General features: G+C 73.2%; 8 protein-coding genes. All 8 read right to left on the bottom strand.

Annotated elements, in window-relative coordinates; all coding sequences use genetic code 11:
• Nucleotides 1–20: 20 nt before the first annotated feature.
• Nucleotides 21–899 carry an acyl-CoA thioesterase gene (locus ACI79W_RS12180; RefSeq protein ID WP_456562341.1) on the bottom strand — a complete coding sequence of 293 codons (879 nt, stop codon included), beginning with the start codon at nt 897–899 and terminating at the stop codon, nt 21–23.
• A complete protein-coding gene (pyk, locus tag ACI79W_RS12185; protein ID WP_456562342.1) occupies nt 896–2,311 on the bottom strand; it encodes a pyruvate kinase in 1,416 nt (471 codons plus the stop codon). The genes ACI79W_RS12180 and pyk overlap by 4 nt, the downstream gene beginning before the upstream one ends.
• A 170-nt stretch (nt 2,312–2,481) precedes the next feature.
• Nucleotides 2,482–3,972, bottom strand: a complete 1,491-nt coding sequence (locus tag ACI79W_RS12190; RefSeq protein ID WP_456562343.1) for a glutamate synthase subunit beta — start codon at nt 3,970–3,972, stop codon at nt 2,482–2,484.
• 44 nt (nt 3,973–4,016) lie between these two features.
• Nucleotides 4,017–8,687, bottom strand: a complete 4,671-nt coding sequence (gene gltB / locus ACI79W_RS12195) for a glutamate synthase large subunit (protein WP_456562344.1) — start codon at nt 8,685–8,687, stop codon at nt 4,017–4,019.
• A gap of 356 nt (nt 8,688–9,043) precedes the next feature.
• Nucleotides 9,044–10,003, bottom strand: a complete 960-nt coding sequence (lgt, locus tag ACI79W_RS12200) for a prolipoprotein diacylglyceryl transferase (protein ID WP_456562345.1) — start codon at nt 10,001–10,003, stop codon at nt 9,044–9,046.
• Nucleotides 10,000–10,800, bottom strand: coding sequence for a tryptophan synthase subunit alpha (gene trpA, locus ACI79W_RS12205; RefSeq protein WP_456562346.1), 801 nt, complete (start codon nt 10,798–10,800; stop codon nt 10,000–10,002). Before trpA ends, lgt begins: the two co-directional genes overlap by 4 nt.
• Complete coding sequence (gene trpB / locus ACI79W_RS12210; protein WP_456562347.1) at nt 10,797–12,146, bottom strand: tryptophan synthase subunit beta; 1,350 nt, start codon at nt 12,144–12,146, stop codon at nt 10,797–10,799. The genes trpA and trpB overlap by 4 nt, the downstream gene beginning before the upstream one ends.
• An 86-nt stretch (nt 12,147–12,232) precedes the next feature.
• On the bottom strand, nt 12,233–12,550 hold a 318-nt coding region (locus ACI79W_RS12215; protein ID WP_456562348.1), incomplete at its 5' end, for an HNH endonuclease signature motif containing protein.

Below are 12,550 nucleotides of genomic sequence, written 5' to 3' on the forward strand. Positions count from 1 at the left end.
CCCGGGGCCGCGGTCCCTCCTCAGCTCTCCGGGGACCGGATCAGCCCCTCCTGGGCCACGGTCGCGACGTGGGTGCCGTCGGCGGACCAGATCTGCCCGAAGCACAGCGCCCGCCCCGACGAGGCCGCAGGGCTGTCGGTCTCGTACAGCAGCCAGTCGTCCGCGCGCACGGGGCGGTGGAACCACACGGCGTGGTCCAGGCTCGCCCCGATGAAGTCCGGCCAGCCACCGCCGAGGCGGGCGAACCCGGCCGAGAGCAGCGTCAGGTCGCTCACGAAGGTCAGCGCGGCCGCCTGCACCACCGGGTCGTCGTGCAGTTCCCCGGCGACCCGGAACCAGGTCCACGACTGCGTGTGCGGCGGTGACTTGGGCGGCGCCGCGAACGGGTCGTGCAGGAACCGCTGCTCGACGACGCGCCCCATGGCCGCCATGAAGGCGGCTCGATCACCGTGCCGGGCGACGATCTCGTCGGTGCCCACCATCTCCGACGGGCCGGGCACGCGGGGCATCGGCAAGGAGTGCTCGGCGACGGCCGGCTCGCCGATGTGGAAGTCGGCGGTCAGCGCGAAGATGGCGACGTCCTCGCCCTTGCGCCGCTGGCAGGCGATCACCCGGCGCGTGGAGAAGGACCGCCCGTCGCGGATCCGGTCGACGGAGTAGCGGATCTCCTCCGACGGGTCACCGGGCCGGAGGAAGTACGAGTGCAGCGAGTGCACACCCCGCCCGGCCGGCACGGTGCGCCCCGCGGCGACGAGCGCCTGGCCGGCCACCTGCCCGCCGAAGATCCGCTGCCGCTCGCTGCTGGGCGTCTTGCCCACGAAGACGTCGTGGTCGCGCTCGGTGAGGTCGAGCACCGACAGCAGCGCCGCCGCCTGGGTGCCCTCCGGCCCGCCGGTCACGAGTCGGTACCCACCTCGTGCACCCGGATCAGGTTGGTCGACCCGACGGTGTTCGGTGGGCTCCCGGCGACCACGACCACGCGGTCGCCCACCTGGAGCCGGCCGATCGACAGCAGCGAGAAGTCGACCTGCGCCACCATGTCGTCGGTGTGCTCGACCGCCGGCACCAGGAACGTCTCCACGCCCCAGGAGAGCGCGAGCAGGCTCCGGACGCGGGCGTCCACCGTGAAGGCGAGCAGGGGTTGACGCGGGTGCAGGGCGGCCAGCCGGCGCGCCGTCTCACCGGTCTGGGTGAAGGTCGCCAGCGCCTTGACGTCGAGGGACTCCCCGATGTCCCGGGCGGCGCGCACGATGGCGCCGGAGCGGGAGCGAGAGCGGCGGGCGAGGTCGGGCACCCAGAGGTGGTCGCCCTCGACGGCGCTGATGATGCGGTCCATCGTCCGGACCGCGCCGATGGGGTACTGCCCCACCGAGGTCTCCCCCGACAGCATGACCGCGTCGGCCCCGTCGAGGACCGCGTTGGCCACGTCGGAGGCCTCCGCGCGGGTCGGCCGGGAGTTGGTGATCATCGACTCGAGCATCTGGGTGGCGACGATGACCGGCTTGTTCCGCTCGCGGGCAGCCTGGATCGCGCGCTTCTGCACCAGGGGCACCTGCTCGAGGGCCAACTCCACACCGAGGTCGCCGCGGGCCACCATGATGCCGTCGAAGGCCTCGACGATCGCATCCAGGTTGCGCACCGCCTCCGGCTTCTCCAGCTTGGCGATGACCGGGACGTGGATGTCCTCCTGCCGCATGATGTCGCGGACCAGGGCGACGTCGGCGGGCGAGCGCACGAAGGACAGCGCGATGAAGTCCACGCCCAGGTGCAGCGCGAAGCGCAGGTCCCGCTCGTCCTTGTCCGACAGGGCCGGCACGCTCACGGCGACGCCGGGCAGCGAGAGGCCCTTGTTGTTCGACACCTTGCCGCCCTCGACCACCAGGCAGAAGACGTCGGGGCCGTCCACCCGGACGACGCTCAGCGACAGGTTGCCGTCGTCGACCAGGAGCCGGTCGCCGACGCGGACGTCGTTGGCCAGGTTCTTGTAGGTGGTCGAGACCCGCTCGGCGGTGCCCTGGACGTCCTCGACGGTGATGCAGACCTGGCTGCCGGTGGCCCAGGTGACCGGCCCGTCGGCGAAGGTGCCCAGCCGGATCTTCGGGCCCTGGAGGTCGGCCAGGATGGCGACGGCGTGCCCGGTGCTGTCGGAGGCCTTCCGCACCAGGTGGTAGGCGGTGGCGTGGTCCTCGTGCGATCCGTGGCTGAAGTTGAGCCGGGCGACGTCCATGCCCGACTCGACGAGGGCGGTGACCTGCTCGGCGGAACTGGTGGCCGGACCGAGGGTGCAGACGATCTTCGCGCGGCGGGACATGGCGATAACGCTAGTGCCACGACGAACTGCGTGACGGGGCGGGACCGGCGTGTCGGCTACCGCCCCGGTCACGCCGAGCGGGCCCGGAGGGTCCGTGCAGCGGGAGGGACGCGCTCCTCCGGACCGGGGACGGCACGTGGCCGCGGTGCGGTCCGGAGGAGCGCGGTGACCTAGCGGAGCGCGACCGCCGTGGGGGTCACCGGCCGGGGCAGCATGGACTCCCCCGTCAGCCAGGTGTCGACGCCGGCGGCCGCGGCCCGGCCCTCGGCGATGGCCCACACGATGAGCGACTGGCCGCGGCCCACGTCCCCGGCCACGAAGACGCCGGGGACCGTGGACATGAAGTCGGCGTCGCGGACCACGTTGCCGCGCCCGTCGACCTCCACCCCCAGGGCGTCGACCAGGCCCTCCCGCTGGGGACCGGTGAAGCCCATGGCGAGGAAGACCAGGTCGGCCGGGAGCTCGCGCTCGGTGCCCTCGACCTTCTGGAAGCGGCCGTCGACCCGCTCGACCTCGTGCAGCAGCAGGGCGCGCACGTTGCCGGAGCCGTCGCCGAGGAACTTCTCGGTGTTGACCGAGTAGAGCCGCTCGCCGCCCTCCTCGTGCGCGCTCGAGACGCGCATGACCATCGGGTAGGTGGGCCACGGGTTGCTGGCCTCGTCCCGCCGGTCCGGGGGTGCCGGCATGATCTCCAGCTGGGTGACCGAGGCGGCGCCCTGCCGGTGGGCGGTGCCCAGGCAGTCGGCGCCGGTGTCACCGCCGCCGATGATCACCACGTGCTTGCCGCGGGCGTTGATCGGCGGGTCGTCCAGCTCGCCGAGGGCCTGCCGGTTGCCGAGGGGCAGGTACTCCATGGCCAGGTGGATGCCGGCCAGCTCCCGGCCGGGGGCGGGCAGGTCGCGGCCGATGGTCGCGCCGACGGCGAGCACGACGGCGTCGTGGTCGGCGCGCAGCTGCTCGACGGTCGGGTCGCCGTCCCGGCCGCTGCCCACCTCGACCCCGGTGACGAACCGCGTGCCCTCAGCACGCATCTGGTCCAGGCGCCGGTCCAGGACGGACTTCTCCATCTTGAACTCGGGGATGCCGTAGCGGAGCAGGCCGCCGATGCGGTCGGCCCGCTCGAACACCGTGACCTCGTGCCCGGCGCGGGTGAGCTGCTGGGCGGCCGCGAGTCCGGCCGGGCCGGAGCCCACGACGGCCACCTTCTTGCCGGTCCGCTCGGCCGCGGTCTGGGGGCTGACCCAGCCCTCGTCCCACGCCCGGTCGATGATCTCCCACTCGATCTGCTTGATGGTGACCGGCGACTCCTGCAGGTTCAGCACGCAGGAGCCCTCGCACGGCGCGGGGCAGAGCTTCCCGGTGAACTCCGGGAAGTTGTTCGTCGCGTGCAGCCGCTCGATGGCGTCCTGCCAGTCGTCACGACGGGCGAGGTCGTTCCACTCCGGGATCAGGTTCGCCACCGGGCAGGCGTGGTGGCAGAACGGGATGCCGCAGTCCATGCAGCGGGCGGCCTGGGTGCGCACCTCGGCCGTAGGGAAGAGCGGGTCCTCCCCGTTCTGCCGCCGGCTGTAGACGTCCTTCCAGTCCAGGAGGCGGACCTCCACGGGCCGGCGCGGCGGCAGCGCGCGCTCGTACTTCAGGAAACCGGTCTGGTCAGCCACGTGCTGCCTCCTTCTGCTGCTCGATCCACCTGCGGACGACGACGTCAGCCACGTGCCGCCTCCATCACCGCGCGGTCGACGTCCGTGCCGGCGGCCTCGGCGGCCCGCCGGGCCTCCAGCGCCCGCCGGTAGTCGCGCGGCATGATCACGCTGAACCGCTCCGACCAGCGCCCCCAGTCGGCCAGCAGCGCGGCGGCCACGGTGGACTCCGTGTCGGCGGCGTAGCGCACGAGCACGTCGCGCAGCCACTGCGCGGACTCGGCGTCCAGCGGCTCGACGTCGACCATCTCCGGGTTCACCCGGTGCCGGGCGAGGTCGAGCACGTAGCCGACGCCACCGGACATGCCGGCGGCGATGTTGCGGCCGGTCGCCCCGAGGATGACGGCCCGCCCGCCGGTCATGTACTCCAGCGCGTGGTCACCGACACCCTCGACGACGGCCAGCGCACCGGAGTTGCGCACGCAGAACCGCTCGCCGACGCGCCCGCGCAGGAAGATCTCCCCGGCGGTCGCGCCGTACCCGATGACGTTGCCGGCGATCACGTTGTCCTCGGCGAGGAACGGCGCCTCGCGCGAGGGCCGGACGACGATCCGCCCGCCCGACAGGCCCTTGCCGACGTAGTCGTTCGCGTCACCGAAGAGCCGCATGGTGATGCCGGGCGGCACGAAGGCGCCGAAGGACTGGCCGGCCGACCCGCCGAAGGTCAGGTCGATCGTGCCGTCGGGCAGCCCCTCGCCGCCGAAGCGCCGGGTGACCATCGAGCCGAGCATCGTGCCGACGGTGCGGTTGACGTTGCGCACCGGCAGCTCGAGGCTCACCGGCCGCGCGTCGAGCAGCGCGCCCTCGCAGAGCTGGATCAGCGTCTGGTCCAGGGCGACGTCCAGGCCGTGGTCCTGGGTCCGGACCGCGCGCCGCGGGGCGCCCTCGGGCAGCTCCGGGACGACGAGGACCGGCGCGAGGTCCAGGCCCGCGGCCTTCCAGTGGTCGACGGCCTGGCGGGTGTCCAGCAGCTCGGCGTGGCCGACGGCCTCGTCGATGGAGCGGAAGCCCAGCTCGGCCAGGTAGTGGCGCACCTGCTCGGCGAGGAACTCGAAGAAGGTGACGACGAACTCCGGCCGGCCGGTGAACCGCTTCCGCAGCTCCGGGTTCTGCGTGGCCACGCCGACCGGACAGGTGTCCAGGTGGCAGACCCGCATCATCACGCAGCCGGAGACCACGAGCGGCGCGGTCGCGAAACCGAACTCCTCGGCCCCGAGCAGCGCCGCGACGATGACGTCCCGGCCGGTCTTCATCTGCCCGTCGACCTGCACCACGATGCGGTCACGCAGCCCGTTGGCCAGCAGGGTCTGCTGGGTCTCGGCCAGGCCCAGCTCCCACGGGGAGCCGGCGTGCTTGAGCGAGGTGAGCGGCGCGGCACCGGTGCCGCCGTCCATCCCCGAGATGAGGACGACGTCGGCGTGGGCCTTGCTGACGCCCGCCGCGACCGTCCCGACCCCGACCTCGGCGACCAGCTTGACGTGCACCCGCGCCTGGTCGTTGGCGTTCTTCAGGTCGTGGATGAGCTGCTTGAGGTCCTCGATCGAGTAGATGTCGTGGTGCGGCGGCGGGCTGATCAGGCCCACGCCCGGCGTCGAGTGCCGGGTGCGCGCCACCCACGGGTACACCTTGCCACCGGGCAGCTGGCCGCCCTCGCCGGGCTTGGCCCCCTGCGCCATCTTGATCTGGATGTCGTCGGCGTTGACCAGGTACTCGCTGGTGACGCCGAACCGGCCCGAGGCCACCTGCTTGATCGCCGAGCGGCGCAGGTCGCCGTTCGGGTCCGGGGTGAACCGGTCAGGGTCCTCGCCCCCCTCACCGGTGTTGGAGCGCCCGCCGAGGCGGTTCATCGCGATGGCCAGCGTCTCGTGCGCCTCCTGCGAGATGGAGCCGTAGCTCATCGCGCCGGTGTTGAAGCGCTTCACGATCTCGCTCACCGGCTCGACCTCGTCGAGCGGGACGGGCGGCCGCACACCGGTCCGCAGCGAGAACAGGCCGCGGAGCGTGGCGGCCTCCTCCGACAGCTTGTCGACCGACTGCGTGTACTTCTCGAAGACCTCGTACTGCCGCGACCGCGTGGCGTGCTGGAGCAGGAACACCGTCTCGGGGTTGAACAGGTGCACCTCGCCCTCGCGGCGCCACTGGTACTCCCCGCCGGTCTCGAGCCGGCGGTGCGCCCGCTCTGCGGGGTTGGCCGGGTAGGCGCGGCGGTGGCGCATGGCCACCTCCTCGGCGAGCACGTCGATGCCGACGCCGCCGAGGGGGCAGGAGGTGCCGGTGAAGTACTCGTCGACGACCTCGCGGGACAGCCCGACGGCCTCGAAGATCTGCGCCATCGTGTACGAGCCGACGGTCGAGATGCCCATCTTGCTCATGACCTTCAGGACGCCCTTGCCCAGCGCCTTGACCACGTTGCGGACGGCCTGGGCGGGCTCGACGCCGGTGAGGTGGCCGTCGCGGATGAGGTCCTCGATCGACTCGAACGCCAGGTAGGGGTTGACCGCGGCCGCCCCGTAGCCCAGCAGCAGCGCCACGTGGTGGACCTCGCGGCAGTCGCCGGACTCGACGACGAGGCCGACCTCCATGCGGGTCTTCTCCCGCACCAGGTGGTGGTGCACCGCCGCCGTCATCAGCAGCGACGGGATCGGGGCGCGCTTCTCGTCGCAGTCGCGGTCGGAGAGCACGATGATCCGGGCGCCGGCCGAGATGGCCTTGGAGACCTTGGTGCGCAGCTGCTCCACGGCCTCGGCCAGGGCGGTTCCCCCGCCGTTGACGTCGAAGTGGCCGGTGATCCGGACGGCGGCGTAACCGGGCAGGTCGCCGTCGTCGTCGATGTGCAGGATCTTGGCCAGCTCGTCGTTGTCGATGACCGGGAACGGCAGGTGCACCTGCCGGCAGGACGCCGGGGTGGCGGTGAGCAGGTTCTGCTCCGGGCCGAAGGTGCGGCCCAGGCTGGTCACCAGCTCCTCGCGGATGGCGTCCAGCGGCGGGTTGGTGACCTGGGCGAACAGCTGCCCGAAGTAGTCGTAGAGCAGGCGGGACCGGTCCGACAGCGCCGCGATCGGGGTGTCGGTGCCCATGGAGCCGATCGGCTCGGCGCCGCTGGCCGCCATCGGGGTGACCAGCATCCGCAGCTCCTCCTCGGTGTAGCCGAAGAGCATCTGCCGGCGGACGACCGACTCGTGGCTGGGGCGCGAACGGCGGCGCTCAGGCAGCTGCGGCAGGTGCACGAGACCGGCGTGCAGCCAGTCCTCGTACGGGTGCTCGGCAGCCAGCGCCCCCTTGACCTCCTCGTCGGAGACGATCCGGCCGGAGGCGGTGTCGACCAGGAACATGCGGCCCGGCTGCAACCGCCCCTTGGCGACGACGTCCGCGGCGGGGATGTCGAGGACGCCGACCTCGCTGGCCATGACCACCAGGTCGTCCCGGGTGTGCCACCAGCGCCCCGGGCGCAGACCGTTGCGGTCGAGGACCGCGCCGATCAGCGTGCCGTCGGTGAAGCAGACGGCGGCAGGCCCGTCCCAGGGCTCCATGATCGAGGAGTGGAACCGGTAGAAGGCCCGGCGGGCCGGGTCCATCTCGTCGTGGTTCTCCCACGCCTCGGGGATCATCATCAGCACCGCGTGCGGCAGCGAGCGGCCCGACAGGTGCAGCAGCTCCAGCACCTCGTCGAAGGTCGCCGAGTCGCTGAAGTCGCTGGCGGTGACCGGGAAGATGCGGTCGAGCCCGAGCTCCGCGGCGGTGCCGGCCGGGCCGTCGAACAGCTCGGTGGCGAGCTTGGCCTCGCGGGCCCGCATGCGGTTGCGGTTGCCCTTGATGGTGTTGATCTCGCCGTTGTGCGCGATGAAGCGGAACGGGTGCGCCAGCGGCCAGCTCGGGAAGGTGTTGGTCGAGAACCGGCTGTGCACCAGGGCGATCGCCGACTCGTAGCGCTCGTCGCGCAGGTCGGGGAAGAACAGCGGCAGCTGGTCGGTGGTCAGCATGCCCTTGTAGGTGATCGTCCGCGACGACAGCGAGGTGATGTAGAGCGAGCTGCCCGCGTCGACCGCCGCGCGCTCGGCGCGCTTGCGCAGCACGAACGAGCGCCGCTCCAGCCGGGTGACGCCGTTGCAGACGACGTTGCCGCCGAACGCGCGCTCGTCGGCCCGGGCACCCATCGTCTCGGCGACGAACACCTGGGCGAAGTGCGGCATGACCGCGCGCGCCGTGGGGCCGAGGTCGGCGCCATCGGGGTCGACCGGGACGTCCCGCCAGCCCAGGACGGTGAGCCCCTCCTCCTCGGCGAGACGGGCGATCTCCTCGTACCGGGCGGCGCGCTCGGCCTCGTCGGTGGGGAGGAACGCGATGCCGACGGAGTACTCGCCCAGCGGCGGCAGGTCGAAGTCGACGGAGGCACGCAGCAGCGCGTCGGGGAGCTGGGTGAGGATCCCGGCGCCGTCGCCGGAGTTCGGCTCCGACCCGGCGGCCCCGCGGTGGTCGAGGTTGTGCAGCGCGGTGAGGCCCGCCTGCACGATGCGGCGGCTCCTCCGCCCGCGGGCGTCGGCCACGAAGGCGACACCGCAGGCGTCCTTGTCGTTGGCCGGGTCGTACAGGCCGCTGGGGGCGGGCACGGCCGAGAACGGCACGGCCGGCGGCACGGCGCTGGTGCTGGCTGCCGCGGGGGCGGGAAGGTCGGTCATGTCACTCCCGTCGTCGGCGCACCGTCGTCCCTCGGGGGGCGAGGGGTGGACGGGGGCGGAGGCCCGGGCCGGAGGTCAAGGGCGGCGGAGATGGCGGCACGTGCGGATCGCGGGACACCGGGGAGGCTCAGGTGGCCCTGCCCGGCTGACGCGCGGGCCCACCGGTGGGTGCCGGTGAGCCGTCGTCCGCGGGGCAGCACTGGCCCGGTCCGACAGTACGACTTCGCCAGGGTCTCTGGCGGGTCAGGCGGAAGCGTACACAGCCGTAACACCGTCCTGACACGGTCGACGCCGATCCGTGATGGTCCCCACGCCGAACGGCGGCGGCCGCGGGGAGCACCGCGCCACCCGTCCGGTCAGGTCGCCGACGGCGGCCGGTGATCGTCCTCACGCCCGCCGGCCGAGGTCGCCCCCGACGCCGGCCCGGAGGACTTCCCGGCGGGCTCGTCGGCCGACGCCGGCGCTCCCGCCGCGGCGTTCCCGCGGTCGACGACCTCGCGCGGGCGGCCGCGCTGCCAGACGAAGTAGGCGACGGCGAGCAGGCCGACGACGATCGAGGTGAAGACGTTGATCCGGACGCCGAAGAGGGTCTCCGCCGGGTCGGTGCGCAGGAGCTCGATCCACAGCCGACCGGCGCAGTAGGAGGCCACGTACAGGGCGAAGGCGCGGCCGTGCCCCAGGCGGAAGCGGCGATCGGCCCAGATGACCAGCGCCGCCGCGGCGAGGTTCCACAGCAGCTCGTAGAGGAACGTCGGGTGGAACGTGCCGAGCGCCACCGGCTCGCCGTCGGCCCCGGTGACCGCCTGCCCGCCGCTCCACTGGTAGATCGTCAGCGCCCACGGCAGGTCGGTGGGGCCGCCGTAGAGCTCGTTGTTGAACCAGTTGCCCAGCCGGCCGATCGCCTGAGCCACCAGCAACCCGGGCGCGAGGGCGTCGGCGAACGCGGGCAGCGGGATGCCGCGTCGCCGGCAGGCGATCCACGCGCCCACACCGCCGAGCGCGATGGCACCCCAGATGCCCAGGCCGCCCTCCCAGATCGCGAAGGTGCGCAGCGGGTCGCCGCCCTCGCCGAAGTAGGGCCGGGGGCTGGAGACGACGTGGTACAGGCGGCCGCCGATGATGCCGAACGGCACCGCCCAGACGGCGATGTCCAGGACGTCACCGGGCGCTCCGCCCCGGGCGACCCAGCGCCGCTCGGTGAGGAGGACGGCGGCGACGATGCCGGCGACGATGCAGAGCGCGTAGGCGCGGATCGGCAGCGGGCCGAGCTCCCACACGCCCTGGGTGGGGCTCGGGAGGGCGGCGAGGACCGTCATGCCCGCACCCCCGTCCGGCGGACCCCGGCGGCCAGGTCCCCGGTGAGGGTGCGGACCCCGTCGACGCCCCGGCCCTCCAGCAGCTCGCGGACGTAGGCCGAACCCACGATCACCCCGTCGGCGAAGGCGGCCACCTCGGCGGCCTGGTCGCCGTCCGAGACGCCCAGGCCGACGCAGACCGGGAGGTCGGGCGCGGCCTGGCGGGTGCGGGCCACGAGCTTCTCGGCCGCGTCGCCGACCGTGGCACGCGTGCCGGTGACCCCCATGGTGGAGGCGGCGTAGACGAACCCGCGGCAGGCGGCGGTCGTCGAGCGCAGGCGGGCGTCGGTCGACGAGGGCGCCACGAGGAAGACCCGGTCCAGGTCGGCGTCCTCGGCGGACGCGATCCACTCCCCCGCCTCGTCGGGGATCAGGTCGGGGGTGATGGCGCCCGCTCCCCCGGCCGCGGCGAGGTCGGTGGCGAACCGCTCGACGCCGTAGCGCTCGATCGGGTTCCAGTAGCTCATCACCACCGGGACGGCGCCGGCCGAGGCCACCGCCTCCACCGCACGGAGGACGTCGCGCATGCCGACCCCAGCGCGCACGGCGACGTCCACCGCCTCCTGGATCACGGGCCCGTCCATGCCCGGGTCGCTGTAGGGGACGCCGATCTCGACGACGTCCGCCCCGGCCTCGACCGCGGCCACCATCGCCTCGATCGAGCCCTCGACGTCCGGGTAACCGACCGGCAGGTAGGCGATCAGCGCGGAGCGCCCCTCGGCCTTCGCCGCCCCGATCCGTTCCTCCAGCGCGCTCACGCCGTCTCCCCCGCGTCCTGGCCGGCGACGGCCTCGGCGTTGCTGACCGCACCCTCGGTGGGCCGCTGGTCGGTGTCCAGGCCGGGGCCGGGGTCGACCTCCTGGCGGTCGCCGAGCCCGAACCAGCGGGACGCCGTCTCGACGTCCTTGTCCCCCCGGCCGGAGAGGTTCACCAGGAGCAGGGCGTCCGGTCCGAGTTCGCGGCCGAGGGTGAGCGCGCCGGCCAGGGCGTGCGCCGACTCGATCGCCGGGATGATCCCCTCGGTGCGGCAGAGCAGCGCGAACGCCTCCATCGCCTCAGCGTCGGTGACCGGCCGGTACTCGGCCCGGCCGATGTGGTGGAGGTAGGAGTGCTCCGGGCCGACGCCGGGGTAGTCCAGGCCCGCGCTGATCGAGTGCGACTCGACCGTCTGGCCGTTCTCGTCCTGCAGGAGGAACGAGCGGGCGCCGTGCAGCACCCCCGGAGTACCGCCGGTGATCGTCGCCGCATGCCGCGGGGTGTCCACGCCGTCGCCGCCGGCCTCGAGGCCGACCAGGCGCACCCCGTCATCGGGGACGAAGGCCGTGAAGATGCCGATGGCGTTGGACCCGCCACCGACGCAGGCCAGGACGACGTCGGGGAGCCGCCCCTCGCGCTCCAGCACCTGGGCGCGCGCCTCGTCGCCGATGACCCGCTGGAAGTCGCGGACCATCGCCGGGAACGGGTGCGGCCCGGCGACGGTGCCGAAGACGTAGTTCGTCGTCTCCACGTTGGTCACCCAGTCGCGGAACGCCTCGTTGATCGCGTCCTTGAGCGTGCGGGACCCGGTGGTGACCGGGACGACCTCGGCGCCCAGCAGGCGCATGCGGGCGACGTTGAGCGCCTGGCGGCGGGTGTCCTCCTCGCCCATGTAGACGGTGCAGGACAGGCCCATGAGGGCGGCCGCTGTGGCCGTGGCGACGCCGTGCTGACCCGCGCCGGTCTCGGCGATCACGCGGGTCTTGCCGATCCGCTTGGTGAGCAGCGCCTGGCCGAGCACGTTGTTGATCTTGTGGGAGCCGGTGTGGTTCAGGTCCTCCCGCTTGAGCAGGACCCGCGCACCGCCGGCGTGCGCGGCGAACTTGGGCACCTCGGTGATCGGGCTCGGCCGGCCGGTGTAGTCGCGCTGCAGGCGGGCGAACTCGGCGAGGAACGCCGGGTCGACCCGCATGGCCTCGTAGGCCTCCGTGAGCTCGTCGAGAGCGGCGATCAGCGCCTCGGGCACGAACCGGCCACCGAAGACCCCGAAGTGCCCGCTGTCGTCGGGCCAGCCCGGTCGCGCCGGGAGCGAGAGGTCTCCGGTCTGCGGTGGGCTGGTCGTCGTCATGCGGACAGTGTCCCGCGCTGGACGCCGCGATCGCCGCAGGGGTGCGCGCGACATCACCGAATCGGACCAGCTGACCGGGCACGCCGTCAGAACGGTGGCGGGTCGTGGTCCGGGTCGTCGTCCGGGTCGGGGTGCCGGTTCGCGGGGTCCGGTGGTGGTTGCGGTGGTGTGGTGAGGACGCGGTAGCCCAGTGGGCGGGTGGTGCGGGTGACGCCGCTGGGGGTGATGACGGTGAGCACGCCGTCGTCGTCGAGGGTGTGGGTCCAGCCGGGGGCGAAGGTCGTGAGCCGGTGGTGGTGGCGGCACAGGCAGCACAGGTTCTGGCAGGCGGTGGCGCCACCGTGGGCGTGGGCGATGACGTGGTCGAGGTCGGCCCAGCCGGCGGGGGTGGTGCAGCCGGGGTG

This window comes from Blastococcus sp. SYSU DS0533 (genome assembly GCF_054050775.1).